Source organism: Catellatospora methionotrophica, assembly GCF_011297335.1.
GTDB lineage: Bacteria > Actinomycetota > Actinomycetes > Mycobacteriales > Micromonosporaceae > Catellatospora > Catellatospora methionotrophica.
Genome location: NZ_JAAOTJ010000005.1, coordinates 22,937 through 38,934, shown reverse-complemented (window position 1 = coordinate 38,934; position 15,998 = coordinate 22,937). Strand labels below are relative to the sequence as shown.

Genomic DNA, 15,998 nt, shown 5'->3' with positions numbered 1-15,998 from the left:
TGACGCTCCGCGTTGGAAGGTGCCCTTCCTCACGTCCTGGCAGCGCCGCTACGGGGCGAGGCGCACGCCGTTGCGGCCGTTGCGCTTCACGGCGTACAGCGCCTGGTCGGCGCGGTACATCGCGGCCTCCGGCGGCTCCAGCTCGCCCTGCACGGCCACGCCGACGCTGATCGTTCGCCCGGTCGCCCGTGCCGCCGCGACCAGGCGCTCGGCGACCAGCAGTGCCTCCGCGGCACTGGGCACGTCGATCACCGCCACGAACTCGTCGCCGCCCACCCGGAACAACTCGTCGCCGAGCCGCAGCGCCTGCTGCAGCGCGACGGCCATCTGCACCAGCACCCGGTCGCCCGCCGCATGGCCGAGCGTGTCGTTGACCGCCTTGAACTCGTCGATGTCGATCGCGAGCAGCGCGGTCCGGCCCGGCGTCGCGTTGGCGAGGCGGTCCCCGAACGGCCCGCCGTGCCGCAGGCCGGTCAGCGGATCGGAGTTGGCCTGCACGTGCAGGCGGCGCAGCGTGGTCAGCTTCTCCAGGCACGTGCTCGCCTGCGCCGCCAGCAACTCCAGCAGGTTCACCAGCGCGCTGTCCGGCACGATCGCGGTCTCGTCCAGCACCACCAGCGCACCGACCGACGAGGACACCACAGGCGTGCCCGCGCCGAGCGGCACCGCGATCATGGTGCGCACCCCGGCGGCCGTCAGCGCCTCGAAGCCCCGGGCGTCCAGCACCGCCGGATCACCCAGGGTGTACGACGCGCCGTACCGGCAGGCCTCGTCGAGCAGCGCGGCGAGCCGGTCCGGTTCGATCTGCCCCAGCCGGGCGACCAGTGGCCGGTCGCGGGGCTCCGGTGAGCTGGCCGCGACGACCACCCGCAGCTCCTGCTCCTCGGGCAGCAGGTCCGGGGCGGGCCGCAGCAGCACGGCGGCGGCAAGGCCGGTCACCTCACGTGCCGCGCGGCAGGCGCGGAGCAGCACCTCGGCGTCGGTCTCGGCGTTGGTGAGCGCGAGCGCGTGGCGTAGCAGCTGCTCGCTGCGGGTCTCGGCGGGCGGCCCGCCGAGCTCACTCAGGCGTGCCCCGAGCAGCCGCCCGGCCTCGGTGAGGGTCTCCTCCCACCCGTCCAGCGGCTGTGCCTCGGCCCACTCGGCGTTGATCACACCGACCGGGTGCCCGGTGCGGTCGATGATCGGCGCGCAGATCTCCGAGGTGATCGGCGGCCCGAGCCGGATGTAGTCCGGGTCGTTGGCGACGTCGAGGATGGTGACGGGCTTGCCGCTGGCGTACACCCGGCCGACCACGCCGTGCCCCAGCGGGACGGCGGAGAACACCTGCCATGCGCCGCTCGCCGAGACGCACCGGAGCTGGTCCTTCACGTGCAGCAGCGCCTCGATCAGGGCGGGGGTGTGCCGGCTGAGCACGGAGACCGTGACGTTGCAGGCTTCAACCGCGCTGCGGGAGGTTCGCAGTGCTGCGGAGACATCATCAATGATGCGAGGAAGGGGCACGGGGCAGGATTTCGCTCTTTGGTCGAGGGTAAGGGGCTTACGGCGGCCAAGCTTACTCACCGTAGGCAGGTACAACGGCCATTATGAAAATCGTTCGCCCAGCGTGACCATCGGTTGAGTGGGCATCCGTGCCCTGCTCACCGGTCCAGGTCGAGGTGATCCCCGCCTCCTCGTCCCGCTGAATGGGACACCGGCGACGATAAGCACTGATCATCGACGGATGACGGTGTCCAACGGCGCGTCACTCGGCGTGACTGAACGGTCCCGGCCAGCGACACGTCACCCGTTCGGGTGAATTCTGCTGCTGCGGTGCGCCTACGGAGGTGGGTGCCGGTTGGAGATCGGCGTTTGAGGTCAAAACATGAGGTCACGCCGCATGTTTTGACCTCGAACAGCGATCTTCATCGGAAGGCGTGCGTGAAAGGGCCTGGCGGGGGTGGGATCAGCTGTCAGGGGCAGTGGCGCGGGCTCGCCATTCACGGGCCAGGACGGCGAAGGTGAGCTGGTCGGCCCATTCGCCGCCGAACAGGTAACTCTCGACGTGGTGGGCCTCGCGACGCATACCGAGCCGGGCCATCATCCGGGCCGACGCCTCGTTGCCGCCGTGGCATCGGGCATAGACCCGGTGCAGGCCGAATTCGCCGAAGCCCCAGTCCAGCAGCGCCGAGGCGGCCTCCGTGGCCAGCCCGCGCCCGCCGTGGTCGGGGTGGAAGACGTAGCCGAGTTCGGCCGTACGGTCGGTTTCGCTGCGCCAGACCAGTTCGACGGTGCCGATCACCCCGGCGTCGGTCGTCACGGCCAGGGTCAGGCAGTCGCCCACCGCGTTCAGGGCGTCCTCACGCGCCATCGCGGCCACCGACGACAGCGACTGCTCCCGGGTGCGCGGGCCGACGCCGAGCATCCAGCGCACGACGTCGGGGCGGGACTGCCACGCGTACACGTCGTCGAGGTCGTCCAGCGTGATCGGGCGCAGGACGAGCCGCGTGGTGTGGATCGGGTACGTCGGCTGGAACATCAGGCGATCCTAGGGCAGGCGCTCTACCAGGGAGATCGGCTGAGACCGAAGGACGCAGGGAGCCGACCCTGAATACACCGAAGGCCCAGGTCAGATTTCTCTGGCCTGGGCCTTCTCTCGGTCGGGGTAGCCGGATTTGAACCGACGGCCTCTTCGTCCCGAACGAAGCGCGCTACCAAGCTGCGCTATACCCCGAAGTGGTGCTCCGAAATACTAGCTGACCCGGTCCCCGGCTCCAAAACGGGTATCCCCCTCAGCGTGGGATGAGTGTGAGCAGGGTCGCCTCGGGGCGGCAGGCGAAGCGCACCGGAGCCGTCGGATGTGTGCCCAGCCCGGCCGACACGTGCAGCCAGGACCGGTCCCAGCGGTGCAGCCCGCGGGCCAGCTTGCGGTCCAGCCCGCAGTTGGTGACCAGCGCCCCGACGCCCGGCACGCGGACCTGGCCGCCGTGGGTGTGCCCGGCGAGCAGCAGGTCGAAGCCGTCGGCGGCGAACGCGTCGAGGATCCGGGGCTCGGGCGCGTGGCTGAGGGCGATGCGCACCGCGGCGGTCGGGTCGGCCGGTCCGGCGGGGTAGGCGTCCAAGTCGATGTGGGGGTCGTCGACGCCCGCCAGGTCGACGACGCGGCCGCCGGCCTTCAGCGTGGCGCGGCTGTTGTTGAGGTCGACCCAGCCGGCTTCGAGGAAGGCCGCGCGCAGGTCCTCGAAGGGCAGTGCGACGCCGTGCTCGTAGTCACGGTCGTCGCGGAAGTAGCCGAAGGGGTTCTTCAGCACCGGGCCGCTGTAGTCGTTCGAGCCGAAGACGAACGCGCCGGGCAGTTCGAGCAGCGGCTCGTACGCGGCGAGCACGCCGGGCACCGCGTCCGGGTGGGCCATGTTGTCACCGGTCACCACGACCAGGTCGGGGTCGAGCCCGGCCAGCTCGCGTACCCAGCGCTGCTTGCGCAGTTGCCGGGGTGTCAGGTGCAGGTCGGACACGTGCAGCACCCGCAGCGGCTCGGCCTCCGGGGCGAGCAGCGGCACGTCGTAGCGGCGCAGCGTGAACCAGTTGCGTTCGATCAGCGTGCCGTATGCCAGCGCGCCCGCGCCGACGACGGCGGCGCCCAACACGATTTTCCCGAGCGGACCCATGACGCTAAGAGTAGTTTCATCGCCCGGGGGCACCACAGTGCCGTCGGATGTGCGGAGCACGGAGAGGTGGGTATGGGCACGCTCAAGGAGCGCCTGACCGAGGACATGCGCTCGGCCATGAAGGCGCGGGACGAGATGGTGACCGGCACGCTGCGGATGGCGCTGGCCGCTGTCGGCGTCGCGGAGGTCGCCGGGAAGGCCAAGCGGGAGCTGAGCGACGAGGAGGTGCTCGCGGTGCTCGCCAAGGAGGCGAAGAAGCGCCGCGAGGCCGAGGTCGCGTTCGCCGACGCGGGCCGCGCCGAGCAGGCCGCGAAGGAGCGGGCCGAGGAGGCAGTGCTGGCGCGGTACCTGCCCCAGCAGCTCACCGATGTCGAGATCGCCCGGCTGGTGTCCGAGACGCTGGCCGCGGGCGGCTTCAGCGGCATGGGCGCGATGGGCCCGGCCATGAAGGCCGTGCAGGCCGCGGTGGCCGGTCGCGCCGAGGGTGGCAAGGTCTCCGCTGAGGTACGCCGCCAGCTGGCTGCCTGAGCGTCTCAGCCGACAAATGGGCGAGGCCCCGTTCGCGTGGTGCGAACGGGGCCTCGTCTGTCAGTTACGCGGTGGTGGGCCGCCTGGTCCGCTGCCGGGCCCTGTGGAGGGCTTGGCGCCCTTGCCGTTGCTGATCTCGATGACGACGACGCCCTTGCGGATGGTCCGGCCGGTCGGCGTGGTGCCCGCCGCCATCCCCTTCGCGCACTTCGAGTCGGTCTGCTCCGGGGCGGTCTCGACCTCGAAGCCCTTGGCCCTGAGGATCGACCTGGCCTGTTCGACCGTCTTGCACTCCACCGAGGGGATGGAGATCTGGTCGCCGTTCGCGATCTTCGTGCTCGGTTTCGTGAAGGCCAGCGTGGGCTTGCCCTTCATGAAGTCGCCCAGGGTCCGCTGCACGGCCGGGTTGATGACCGCGTGCTTCATGCCCCGGGCGAAGGCCCAGTCGGGGTTGGTGAGGAAGCCGGAGATGGTGAGCTGCCGGGTGGACAGCGTCAGCGTCGCCGAGTTGTCGTCGTCGGTGGTGCCGGACTTACCCGTGATCGGCTTCTTGACGATGCCGCGGGAGTCCCGGTTGGTCGCGTGACCGTCGCACTTGCCGAAGGCGGAGTCGTCGCCGCCGGGGCAGCGTCCGGCGTCCACTGCCGCGCGGGCGATGTCCGGCGCGATGACCTGCTTGCAGCGCTTGTCGGCGACGGACAGGTTGTTGCCCTTGATGTCGGTGATCGACTGCACCGGCGTGGGCTCGCAGTAGAGGCCGTCAGCGACGATCGTCGCGTACGCGTTGGCCAGTTCCAGCGGTGTGGTGGTGGACACACCCAGCGTGAACGCGCCCCACTGGCTGGCGTTGTTGGAGTAGCCGAGGTCGTCCTGGTTGGTGTTCGGCTCGTCGTGGAAGGTGATGCCCATCTTCTTGGCCACGTTCACCACGTTCTGGATCCCGGCCATGATCGCCAACGGGACGAAGTACGTGTTGACCGAGCTGCCGAAGGCTGTCCACATGTTGTGCACGCCGCCGCCCCCGCCGCTGGCGCAGTAGAAGCCGCCGCAGTTGGCGTTCGGGCCGCTGATCGGGAACTTGGTCACGTACTGCTTCTTGGTGGCGATGGTGGTCGCCAGCGGGTAGCCCTTCTCCAGCGCCGCGATGATCGTGAAGATCTTGAACGCCGAGCCGGCCTGGTAGCCGGTGAACCCGTCGCCGCCGGTCATCAGCGGGTTGGTGGTGTTCGGGTACGTACCGCGGATGCCCTTCTTCCTCTTCTCCGGGTTCGTGGAGATCTTGTTCGCGGGCTTGTTCTTGTCGTCGAGCTTGAAGTTGCGGTTGACGGCCAGGGCGCGCACCCGGCCGGTACCGGGCTCGACCGCGGCCAGCATCAGCGCCCGGGAGTCGTTCACCGACACCTGCCTGAGCACGTTCTTGTTGGCCGCGTTCTGGGCCACCGGGTCCAGCGTGGTGACGATGCGGAAACCGCCGGACTTGAGCTGGCGCTCGCGGTCGTACGCGGTGGAGCCGAACACCTCCTGGTCGTTCCACCAGCGCTGGAAGTAGTCGCAGAAGAAGCCCCAGGCGTTCTTGGTGGACTGCACGCAGCCGTTCGGGGTGATCTTGCCGACGATCTTCAGCGGCTCGGCCTTGGCCAGTGTGGCCTGCTGCCCGGTGAGCGCGCCGGTCTCGGCCATCTCGCTCAGCACGTAGTTGCGGCGGTCGACGGCGGTCTTCTCGCCGTCGCCGGTCTCGACGCTGTACGTGCCGGGGAACTTCACCAGCGCGGCCAGGAACGCGGCCTCGGCGGCGGTCAGCGTCTTCGGCTCCTTGCCGAAGTACACCTGCGCCGCGGCGTAGATGCCGTATGCCCGGTTACCGAAGTATGCGGTGTTGAGGTAGCCCTCGAGGATCTGCTCCTTGCTCATCCGCTGCTCGATGGCCATCGCGTAGCGCATCTCGCGGACCTTGCGCTTGGTGGTGTCCTCGGTGGCGTCGACGACCTCCTGCGCGGTGTCGGCCGAGTACGAGATCGACAGCCGGACGAACTGCATGGTCAGCGTCGAGGCGCCCTGCTCCACGTCGCCGGCCTGCTTGTTGGCCACGAACGCGCGGGCGATGCCCACCACGTCGACGCCGTTGTGCTCGTAGAACTTCTGGTCCTCGGCGGCCAGGATGGCCTGCTGGACGATCTGGGGGATATCGGCGATCGGCAGGTCGCGGCGGTTCTCGTCGTACATCGTCGCGATCAGCGTCTTGCCGTCGTTGGCGTAGACGTAGCTGATCTGGGGGGAGCGCTTGACGACCAGCTCGTCGGGGAGCTGGCCGAAGGCTTCACCGCCCGCCTTCGCGGCCAGTCCGGACAGTGCCACCGCGGGGAATGCGGCCGCAGCCACCACCACTCCGGCAAGCAGGCCGCAAATCAGGAGAGATGCGGCGTTGGCCAGTATGTTGTGGTCGCGCTTTCGCATCAGGGTCACCGCCTCAGGTTACGTGAGCGATTTTCGGTGTCGCGTGCCGCACCATACCGGTTCAGGCTGCATGGGCAGGGTGCGCCGCAGTGTCGCCCCCGTCGCCCGCAACCGTTTCGGGCATGTGCTCGTTGTCCAAGACGCACGACCCCTGGCGTGTGGTTGCGTCGCCTCGGTCACGAGATGTCCCCCCGGGCACTTGTGGCCGCCCCGTTACTCGCATTTCGACGCTCCGCCGCGGGCCGCCGGACCCCCGTCCTGGCCCGCGGGCGGGGGTCGCCTCCGGCGCGCGTACTCGCTGCTCAGGTGCTGACTGGGCGCAGTTAAAGACCTTTTTCCGCCATTTTGGCTGGCAACGTTGCGTAATCGTCTGACTACGGAGCATGATGGGCGAGCGAGTAACGCACACCGTTCGCTTCGGTTCGGGGGAACCATCCGGGGGGATGTGCCCTGCTCAGCGGGCCTTTGGTCTGCCGAAAAGGGCAAGTCGCGAGCGGTGAGGGAACGTCAGGGGGGACGTGGACACATGGGCATGGTCAACGATTGGCCCAGTCTCGCGGCGTGCCGGAACGGGGATCCGGACGCGCTGTTCGTTCAGGGCGCGGAGCAGAACGTCGCCAAGAGAGTCTGTCGCGGCTGTCCGGTGAGGTACGAGTGCCTGGCGGACGCACTCGACAACCGCATCGAGTTCGGCGTCTGGGGCGGCATGACCGAGCGGGAGCGCCGCGCACTGCTGCGCCGCCACCCGCACGTGGCGAGCTGGAAGCGCGCCTTCGAGGTCGCCATGCAGGAACAGGACCGCCGGGAGCTGGTCCGGGCCTGACTGATCCACCCATCTCATCATCGGAGGGCCGTTTCCGCCGCGATGGCGGGAACGGCCCTTCGGGTCACTCCTCGCGGGCGGCCAGCGCCGCGCCGATCGCCCGCAGGCCGGTCAGGTCGTGCACGTCGGTCGGCTGCGCGGGCACGTAAGCGATCGGGACCTGCGGGAACTCGTCGGTGAAGCCGGTCGACACCTCGCTCTCGCGGGCCACCTGCCGCATCAGCAGGGCATGCACCTGCAGCGCCTGTGCGGTCAGCGTGTGCTCGTCGGCCAGCTTCTCGGCCGCCTCCGCGCTGTCGGCGGCCGACAGGTCCGGCAGCTCGGACCGGTGCACCCGGTTGAGTACCAGCCCGGCGAGCGGCATGTGCTCCGCGCCGAGCCGTTCGGCGAAGTAGGCGGCCTCCCGTACGGCGTCCGGCTCCGGGGCGGCCACCACGAGGAACGCGGTCTGCGGGTCCTGCAGCACCCGGTAGGTGCGGTCGGCCCGCTCGCGGAAACCGCCGAAGGTCGAGTCCAGCGCCGACACGAAACCGGACAGGTCCGTCAGCAGCTGCGCGCCGAGGATCTTCTGCACCGCTTTCGAGAACACCCCGAAAGAGGCCGTGACCAGGTTGAACATGCTCCGTCCACCGGCCCGCGCGGGCACCATCAGCAGCCGCAGCATCCGGCCGTCCAGGAAGCGCCCCAGCCGCGCGGGCGCGTCCAGGAAGTCCAGCGCCGAGCGGGACGGCGGGGTGTCCACCACGATCAGGTCCCACCGGTCGGTGGCCCGCAACTGGCTCAGCTTCTCCATCGCCATGTACTCCTGCGTTCCGGAGAACGTCGAGCTCATGGCCTGGTAGAAGGGGTTCGCGAAGATCTCCTTGGCCCGCTCGGGCGCGGTATGGCTGAGCACCACCTCGTCGAAGGTGCGCTTCATGTCCAGCATCATCGCGTGCAGGTCGCCGTCCCCGGTCAGGCCTTCCACCGGGCGCGGGGTGTTGTCCAGCTCGGTCAGGCCGAGCGACTGGGCCAGCCGCCGGGCCGGGTCGATGGTCAGCACGACGGTGCGACGGCCGTGCTCCTCGGCGGCTCGCACTGCCAGGGCCGCGGCGGTGGTCGTCTTGCCGACCCCGCCCGAACCGCAGCAGACCACGATGCGTACGCCGGGATCTGCCAGCAGGGCGTCCACGTCGAGCATGTGCTCAGCCTAAGGGGCGGGGCGCAACAGTCCGGCAAGGTGCTGGACACCGGCCAGGTCCACCCCGTCCGGCAGCAGCGGCAGCTCGACCACCGGGCGGCCCAGCGTGTCCAGTTCGCCGCGCAGTTCCTCCTCCAGCGCGCGCCGCGCCTGGTGGTCGCGCGACTCGTCGAGCAGGGCCGTCACCGTACGCCGGTCGGCGGGCAGCCCGGCCGCGGTCAGCCCGCGCTTGAGCTCGGCCTGGGTGACCCGGCCGTCGTCGAGCAGCGGCGGGCGGGCGCAGTTCACGATGATCTTGCCGACGCTGATGTTGAGCGCGGTCAGCTCGTGCAGCGCGTCGGCGGTCTCCTGCACCGGCATCTCCTCCAGCAGGGTGACCAGGTGCACCGAGGTCATCGGCGAACGCAGCAGCGCGGCCACGCTCTCGCTCTGCGACTTGATCGGGCCGATCTTGGCCAGCTTCGCGGCCTCGGCGGTGACGTTGAGGAAGCGCCCGATCCGGCCGGTGGGCGGCGCGTCGAGCACCACCGAGCCGTACACCCGGCGGCCGCTGTCGTCGGTGCGGGTCGTCGCCTCCTTCACCTTGCCGGTGAGCAGGATGTCGCGCAGGCCGGGGGCGACGGTGGTGGCGAAGTCGATGGCGCCCAGCTTGCGCAGCGCCCGCCCGGCCGCGCCCATCCGGTAGAACATCTCCAGGTACTCCAGCAGCGCCTCCTCGGGGTCGACGGCGAGCAGCCGCACGTCCACCCCGGCCTCGCCGAGGCGGCGCTCGGCGTACGGCAGCGGCTCCAGCTCGAACAGCTGGGCCAGGCCCTGCCGCCCCTCGACCTCCACCAGCAGGGTGCGCTGTCCACCCGCGGCCAGCGCGAACGCCAGCGCGGCGGCGACGGTGGTCTTGCCGACCCCGCCCTTACCGGTCACCACATGCAGGCGGGCCGGCCAGGCAGTGTCACGTGCACTGCGCCGGGCCGGCCCGTCATTACCGTCGTTCAGCACCCCTCGATGGTGCCAGGTGCTACTTGACCTCGCAGACGAACCATCCCTCGTGCTTGACCAGGGTCAGGGTGAGCTTCTGCTCGGACATCTTCTCGTCGCTGGTGACCAGCTTCACAGTGACGTCGGCCGTGGCCTGGGTCGCCGTCTCGCCGGAGATCTTCGGCGTCTCCCAGGTGAAGTTGGGGCCCTTGAGCTGCGCCGTCTGGGACTTGATCTCGGCGATCTTCGCCTCGATCGCCTTGCGGTCGCGGGCGTCGCCGCAGACCAGCTTCTCGGCCGCGTCGGCGTTGCCGCCGCTCTTGTAGATCGCGGTGAGGAAGCTCTGCGTCGCGTCCTTGGCGGTCGTCGCGCCGGTGCCCTCGGTGTTACGGGTCAGCAGCACGTACGCGCCGATGCCGCCGCCGCACAGCAGCAGGAGCACGCCGAGCACGATGCCGATGATCAGCGGAGCCTTGCTCTTCTTGGGCGGCGCCGCCGGCGCACCGGGCGCGCCCGGGTACGTCATGCCGGGGTAGGCGGGCTGTCCCGAGGTCGGGTAGGCGGGCTGTCCGGAGACCGGGTACGCGGGCTGACCCGAGGTCGGGTAAGCGGGCTGTCCGGAAACGGGGTACGCGGGCTGTCCCGCGGCCGGGTACGCAGGCTGCCCCGAGGTCGGGTAGGTGGGCTGGCCCGACGTGGGGTAACCGGGCTGGGCCGGGTACGCGGGCTGGCCGGACGTCGGGTACGCGGGCTGGCCGGAGACCGGGTAGCCGGACTGCGGCGGGGTCGGGTACGCGGCGGTCGGCGGCGTCGGGAAGGCCGGGGCGGGGGTGCCGGAGACCGGGGCGGGCGCGCCGGACACCGGCGAGGCCGGCTTGTTCTCCGCGATCGGCAGCGTGGCCGGGGTCGGCTGGGCCGGGGTCGGCTCGGCCTCGGGCGGCAGCGGCACCGCGGGCTGCGGCGTCGTCGGCGGCGTCACCGTCGCCGAGGCGAACGGGTCCGACGGCGGCGGGTACGCGGGCTGCGTCGGCTGCGGCGTGGTCGGCTGCTGTTCGTCGTGCGGCTGGGTCATGCGGATCTCCCCTGGTCATTCTTTTCGAGGCCGCGACACTCAGCTGCCCCCGCGGCGGCTCAGCTTAACCGCACCTCGCACCCCCACGCAGCAGGGATCGACCGGCGAGATCTTGATGGCACGTTAGGTTATGCCCATGACGAAGTGGGAGTACGTCACCGTGCCTCTGCTGGTCCACGCGACCAAGCAGATCCTTGACAACTGGGGCGCCGACGGCTGGGAGCTGGTCCAGGTCGTGCCCGGCCCCAACCCGGAGCAACTGGTGGCCTACCTGAAGCGGCCCAAGTCCGCCTGAGCACAACCCCGCGGATCCCGCGGTGAAGGAGACAAAGATGTCTGAACCGTACGAGAAGCTTGCTGAACTGGGCCTGAAGCTGCCCGAGGTCGTCCCGCCGGTGGCGGCGTACGTGCCCGCGCTGCGTTCGGGCAACCACGTGTACGTCTCCGGCCAGCTGCCCATGGCCGACGGCAAGCTGCTGGCCACCGGCAAGGTGGGCGCCGAGATCAGCGCCGAGCAGGCGAAAGAGCTGGCCGCCCGATGCGCTCTCAACGGCCTGGCCGCACTTGAGTGGCTGGTCGGCCTGGACAAGGTCGTCCGAATCGTCAAGGTGGTGGGCTTCGTGGCCTCCGCCCCCGGCTTCACCGGCCAGCCCGGCGTCATCAACGGCGCGTCCGAGCTGTTCGGCGCGGTCTTCGGCGAGGCCGGCAAGCACGCCCGCAGCGCCGTCGGCGTCGGCGAGCTGCCGCTGGGCTCCCCGGTCGAGGTCGAGCTGATCGCCGAGGTCCGCGACTGACACCCGTCGCGCGGGTGTGACCGCCCGATTTCGATACACGTTGGCCTATCTGGATGAAGACGATCGCGTTTCTTTCATCCAGATAGGCCAACGTGTATGTAAGGCGGGGGCGTGGCCCGGCGGTGGAGTGCCGCGTGCTGAAATCCGATCACCTCGTCGGCGGGCGACGCGCTCGGGGCTCAGTAGAGTTCTCGGCATGACGGCGCGGCTGACCTCGGAACTCCTCCCGGCGTGGGTGACCTGGCTGCGGGCCCCCAATCCCGGCCCGATGACCCTCGACGGCACGAACACCTGGCTGCTCGACGACGGCACCGTGATCGACCCCGGCCCTGACGACCCCGCCCACCTCGATGCCATCGTGGCCGCCGGCCCGGTGCGCCGCATCCTGGTCACCCACGGCCACCACGACCACGTCGAGGGAGTCGCCACCCTGGCCGCGATGACCGGTGCGAGCGTCGGAGAGGCCCCGGACTGGCTGACCGTACTGGACACGCCAGGGCATACCGCGGATTCGGTGTGTTTCGTCGCGGAACGCGACGGCAGGAAGGTCGTCTTCACCGGCGACACCATCCTGGGCCGCGGCAGCAGCGTCGTCGCCTGGCCCGACGGCGACGTCGGGGCCTACCTGGCCAGCCTGGACACGCTGACCGGCTACCCGGTGCCGGGGCTGCCCGGCCACGGCCCGGCACTGCCGAACTGCGCGGTGGCCGCGGCCTGGCTGCGGGCGCACCGGCTGGAACGGCTCGACCAGGTGCGGGACGCGGTCAAGCAGGGTGCGAGCACGCCAGAGGACGTGGTCGACCTCGTCTACGCCGACGTCGACCCGGGAATCCGGTTCGCCGCCGAGTGGACCGTGCGGGCACAACTGGCGTACCTGGCGACGTTGAGCGAGCTGTGAAGCTGCCATGACCTGTCCTGTCTGCGGGACCGTGCCGGTCCCGGCCGCCCGCTTCTGCCACCACTGCGGCGCGGCCCTGCCCGCGGCGGCGACGCTGCCCGCCACCGAGCGGCGCGTCGTCACCGTGCTGTTCGGCGACCTGTCCGACTTCACCTCGTGGTCGGAGGAGCTGGACCCGGAGCGGGTCGGCGCGGTCACCGACCGGGTGCTGTCGGCACTGGCCGGTGCGGTGAAGACGTTCGGTGGGCACGTGGACAAGCTGACCGGCGACGGCATCATGGCCGTGTTCGGGGCCCCGGTGGCGCACGAGGACGACGCCGAGCGGGCGGTGCGGGCCGCGCTGTCGATGCAGCGCGCGGTGCGCCGGGTGCTCGACGACGAGCGCGGCGGCGGCGCGCCGACCGGGCTGCGGCTGGGCCTGAACACCGGGCCGGTGGTCGCGGGCGTGCAGGCGGGGCTGGAGTACACGGTCATCGGCGACACCGTGAACACCGCCGCGCGGCTGGCCGACGCGGCCGCCGTCGGCGCGATCTACGCGGGGGCGCGCACGGTCGCGGCGACCGGGTCGGTGGCGGGCTGGCGCAACCTGCGGCCGCTGCGGCTCAAGGGCAAACGCGAACCCGTCGAGACGTACGAGCTGCTGGGCCTGCACGACGCCCGGGGCAGCCGGGCGGGGCTGGGCGAGGAGGGCCCGTTCGTGGGCCGCGAGCCCGAACTCGGGCGGGTCGCCGGACGCCTGGCCGAGGTCGTCGACCGGGACGAACCGCGGGTGCTGGTCTTCACCGCCGAGGCGGGCATCGGCAAGACCCGGTTCGCCTCCGAGGTCGAGCGCTTCGCCAACGGGTACGAGGTCAGCGCGGGCCGCTTCGCGGCGCGTACGCAGGCGCGGGTGCTGTCGGTGCGCTGCGCCGCGTACGGCGAGCGCCGCCGCCTCGCGCCACTGTCCGACCTGGTCAGGCTGGCTATCGGCCTGCCCGCCGACAGCGCCACCGCGGTCACCCGGCAGGTCGCCGAGGAGCGGCTGCGCCGGCTGACGACCCGGCTGACCCAGCGCAGCGAGCCCGGCAAGCCGGTCAGCGTGGACGTCGACGCCCTGCTGTCGCTGCTCGGCTACGCCGACCCGAACGAGCTGGCGCAGTGGCACGGACTGTCCGGCGACGACCCCGAGCAGCCCGGCCGGGACACCGCCGTGCTCGCGGTCGCCGTGGCCCGGCTGCTCGACGCGCTGGCCACCGAGTCGCCGCTGGTGGTGATCGTCGACGACCTGCACGACGGCACCCCGGAGACCCTGGACGCGCTCGGCTTCACGCTGGAGGAGCTGACCGGGCCGGTGCTGGTGCTGCTGCTGGGCCGCCCCGAGCTGGTGCGCCGGGCCGGGCAGCTGACCCGGGTCGCCGACGCCGAGGCGAACACGCTGCCCGCGCTGCGCGGCGCGGACGCGGCGCGGCTGCTCACCGCGTACCTCAAGGGCGGCCGGCTGCCGCAGGCCGACGAGGACCGGCTGCTCAGCACCGCCCAGGGCAACCCGTTCTACCTGGCCGAACTGACCACGCTGCTGATGGAGCGCGGCGCGCTGACCAAGGCCGGTGCGCAGTGGCGGCTCACGCCGGGCTCGCTGGGCAACCAGTTGCTGTCGCGGGACCTGGCCGCCGTGCTCGCCGCCCGCATCGACGCGCTGCCCACCGAGGCCCGCGCGGTGCTGCGCGACGCCGCCGTGGTCGGCGACACGGTGCCCGCAGGCGCACTGGAGGCGCTGCGCGAGCGCCGCTCCGGCCGGGACGGCCGCCCCGCCGCCGTGGTCGCCGTCGAGCTGGACCGGGCCGTCGACGAGCTGCTGCAGCGCCGCATGCTGCGCCGGGTGCGGGGCGGCTTCGCCTTCGCCACCCCGCTGCTGCGCGAAGCAGCGTACGGCGGCGTCGGCAAGGCCGACCTCGCGGACCGGCACGCCTTCCTCGCCCGCTGGGCCGCGCCCGGCGAGCCGCCGGTGCAGGTCTCCTCGGGACGTACCGTGCCCGGCCTGACCGGGGTCGACGAGGCGATGCGCGACGCGTTCGTGGCCGAGCACGCCGAACGCGCCACCCGGCTGGCCGACGCGGTACGGCTGCGCCCCGACGTGCCCGCCCGCCAGGTCGCGCCGCTGGGCGTGGCCGCGCTGGGCCGGGCGGCCCGCCGGGCGGGGCAGTCCGGTGAACCCGCCGAGGCCGTCGGCTACGGCGAGCGCGCCGCGCGGCTGGCCCCCGGTGCGCTGCCGCTGCCCGACCGGCTGGTGCACGCCCGCTCACTGCTGCAGTACGGCCGCCTCGCCGAGGCGCTGCACGACGCCGAGAAGCTGGTCGCCGACGCCACCGACTCCCCGCGCACCCGGGCCGGTGCGCTGCTGCTGGCGGGCCGGGCACAGGTGGCACAGGGCGACCCGCAGCACGCGTACCGGCTCTGGTCGGAGGCACTGTCCACGGCGACCGACGCCGAGCTGCCCGGCGAGCGCGCCGAGGCGATGCGGCGGCTGGGCATGGCCGACTTCCTGGGCGGGCGGCTGGGCGACGCGTCCAGCCGGTTCGCCGGGGCGTACCAGATCGCGGTCACGGCGGGCGACCGCAAGTCGCAGGCCTGGTCGCTGCAGAACCTGGCCTGGGTGACCACCACCCGCGGCGACTTCGCCGGGGCCGACGCGGCGCTGGCCCGCGCTGCGCGCCTGTTCGCCGAGGCCAAGGACCCGGTGGGCCGGGCCTGGCTGCGCGGCACGACGGCGTTCGCCCGGCTGCTGTCCGGGCGGCTCAACGAGGCCCTGCGCCTGGCCCATGTGTTCCTGCCGTTCGGCGAGCGGGTCGGCGAGTCGTGGGCCGTCGGCACGCTGCGCGCGGTCGCCGCGTTCGCCGCCGCCGAGCTGGGCGAGCTGGGGGAGGCCGACCGGGAGGCGCGACGGGCCTATCGCGACTTCGCCGCCGCCAAAGACGTCTGGGGACGTGGCTTCGCACTGGTCGCGCGGGGTGTCGTGGCGCGCGGGCTGGGCGAGTACGGGCACGCCGAGGATCTGCTCGGCGAGGCGCTGGAGGAGGGCGCGAAGGTCGGCCATCCGCTGCTGGTGGGCATGGCCGGCACGGTCCGCGGCTTCGTGGCGCTGGACCGCGGCGACTTCGAGGCCGCCGAACTCGACGCCCGGTCCGTGCTGACGATGGTCTCGCCGTACGGCGTGCTCGACCCGGCCCGGGTCGGCCCGCGGGCGCTGCTCGGCGCGGCCCGGCTGGCCGCGGGCGACACCGCGATGGCGATCCGGCTGCTGACGCCGGTGGCGGCCGCGCCGCACGCGCCGTCGATGCTGTACTCCCGCCGCCAGGGCGTCGCGCTGTACGCCGAGGCGCTGCTCGCCGCCGGGCAGATCGAGGAGGCGCTGGCCGCCGCGGAACTGGCCGAGTCGCTGCCCGCGGTCGACGTGCGCAGCCTGGTGCGCTCCGCCACGGTGTACGCCCGGGTCCTGGCCTCGGCCGGGCAGGATGAGCAGGCGCAGGTCACGGCCGAGCGCGCGCGGGCGCTCGCGGACGGGACCCAGCAGACGAGCGAACGTGCCGTTGCATTGGCGACATGGGGTGCCATCACATCGGGGCGAGGCGCTACCGTCTAGCCCGTGAAGTA

General features: G+C 71.8%; 13 protein-coding genes and 1 tRNA gene. 6 read left to right on the top strand and 8 right to left on the bottom strand.

The annotated features are described in order from the left end of the window. Window positions 1-48: 48 nt before the first annotated feature. The 4 genes from HAV40_RS14630 to HAV40_RS14615 form a co-directional block, all read right to left on the bottom strand. Window positions 49-1,500, bottom strand: coding sequence for a diguanylate cyclase (locus tag HAV40_RS14630; RefSeq protein ID WP_166381532.1), 1,452 nt, complete (start codon window positions 1,498-1,500; stop codon window positions 49-51). Between the two features lie 442 nt (window positions 1,501-1,942). Further along, on the bottom strand, window positions 1,943-2,515 hold the full coding sequence (locus HAV40_RS14625) for a GNAT family N-acetyltransferase (RefSeq protein WP_166381531.1): 573 nt from the start codon (window positions 2,513-2,515) through the stop codon (window positions 1,943-1,945). A gap of 121 nt (window positions 2,516-2,636) precedes the next feature. Beyond that, window positions 2,637-2,710 (bottom strand) — tRNA-Pro (locus HAV40_RS14620). 58 nt (window positions 2,711-2,768) lie between these two features. Further along, window positions 2,769-3,644 carry a metallophosphoesterase gene (locus HAV40_RS14615; protein WP_166381530.1) on the bottom strand — a complete coding sequence of 292 codons (876 nt, stop codon included), beginning with the start codon at window positions 3,642-3,644 and terminating at the stop codon, window positions 2,769-2,771. Window positions 3,645-3,716: 72 nt separating this feature from the next. Here HAV40_RS14615 and HAV40_RS14610 point away from each other — a divergent pair, with 72 nt between their 5' ends. After that, complete coding sequence (locus tag HAV40_RS14610) at window positions 3,717-4,172, top strand: GatB/YqeY domain-containing protein (protein WP_166381529.1); 456 nt, start codon at window positions 3,717-3,719, stop codon at window positions 4,170-4,172. Between the two features lie 60 nt (window positions 4,173-4,232). On the opposite strand, the gene HAV40_RS14605 is transcribed toward HAV40_RS14610, so the two are convergent. Further along, the gene (locus HAV40_RS14605) at window positions 4,233-6,626 is read right to left on the bottom strand and encodes a transglycosylase domain-containing protein (RefSeq protein WP_166381969.1); all 2,394 of its coding nucleotides are present in this window, start codon (window positions 6,624-6,626) and stop codon (window positions 4,233-4,235) included. Between the two features lie 526 nt (window positions 6,627-7,152). Here HAV40_RS14605 and HAV40_RS14600 point away from each other — a divergent pair. Further along, the gene (locus HAV40_RS14600; RefSeq protein ID WP_166381528.1) at window positions 7,153-7,449 is read left to right on the top strand and encodes a WhiB family transcriptional regulator; all 297 of its coding nucleotides are present in this window, start codon (window positions 7,153-7,155) and stop codon (window positions 7,447-7,449) included. Between the two features lie 64 nt (window positions 7,450-7,513). Here the strand turns inward: HAV40_RS14600 and bagB are convergent, their stop codons facing one another. Genes bagB through HAV40_RS14585 form a run of 3 tightly spaced genes read right to left on the bottom strand, consistent with a single transcriptional unit; the run spans window position 7,514 to window position 10,676 of the window. Beyond that, entirely contained in the window at window positions 7,514-8,629 is a 1,116-nt protein-coding gene (gene bagB / locus HAV40_RS14595; RefSeq protein ID WP_166381527.1) for an ArsA family ATPase, read from the bottom strand. 9 nt (window positions 8,630-8,638) lie between these two features. Further along, the gene (bagA, locus tag HAV40_RS14590) at window positions 8,639-9,622 is read right to left on the bottom strand and encodes an ATPase BagA (protein ID WP_166381967.1); all 984 of its coding nucleotides are present in this window, start codon (window positions 9,620-9,622) and stop codon (window positions 8,639-8,641) included. 22 nt (window positions 9,623-9,644) lie between these two features. Beyond that, on the bottom strand, window positions 9,645-10,676 hold the full coding sequence (locus HAV40_RS14585) for an Rv0361 family membrane protein (RefSeq protein WP_166381526.1): 1,032 nt from the start codon (window positions 10,674-10,676) through the stop codon (window positions 9,645-9,647). A gap of 136 nt (window positions 10,677-10,812) precedes the next feature. On the opposite strand from HAV40_RS14585, the gene HAV40_RS14580 reads away from it, so the two are divergent. The 4 genes from HAV40_RS14580 to HAV40_RS14565 all read left to right on the top strand — a co-directional run bounded on the left by HAV40_RS14580 (window position 10,813) and on the right by HAV40_RS14565 (window position 15,987). Next, window positions 10,813-10,971, top strand: a complete 159-nt coding sequence (locus HAV40_RS14580) for a Sp36 family protein (protein ID WP_120317449.1) — start codon at window positions 10,813-10,815, stop codon at window positions 10,969-10,971. A 37-nt stretch (window positions 10,972-11,008) separates the two neighbouring features. Then, window positions 11,009-11,470 (top strand): RidA family protein, encoded by a 462-nt coding sequence (locus tag HAV40_RS14575; protein WP_166381525.1) that lies wholly within the window; start codon window positions 11,009-11,011, stop codon window positions 11,468-11,470. Between the two features lie 196 nt (window positions 11,471-11,666). Further along, window positions 11,667-12,368 carry an MBL fold metallo-hydrolase gene (locus HAV40_RS14570; protein ID WP_166381524.1) on the top strand — a complete coding sequence of 234 codons (702 nt, stop codon included), beginning with the start codon at window positions 11,667-11,669 and terminating at the stop codon, window positions 12,366-12,368. 7 nt (window positions 12,369-12,375) lie between these two features. Beyond that, window positions 12,376-15,987 carry an adenylate/guanylate cyclase domain-containing protein gene (locus tag HAV40_RS14565; RefSeq protein ID WP_166381523.1) on the top strand — a complete coding sequence of 1,204 codons (3,612 nt, stop codon included), beginning with the start codon at window positions 12,376-12,378 and terminating at the stop codon, window positions 15,985-15,987. The last annotated feature ends 11 nt before the right edge of the window (window positions 15,988-15,998 follow it).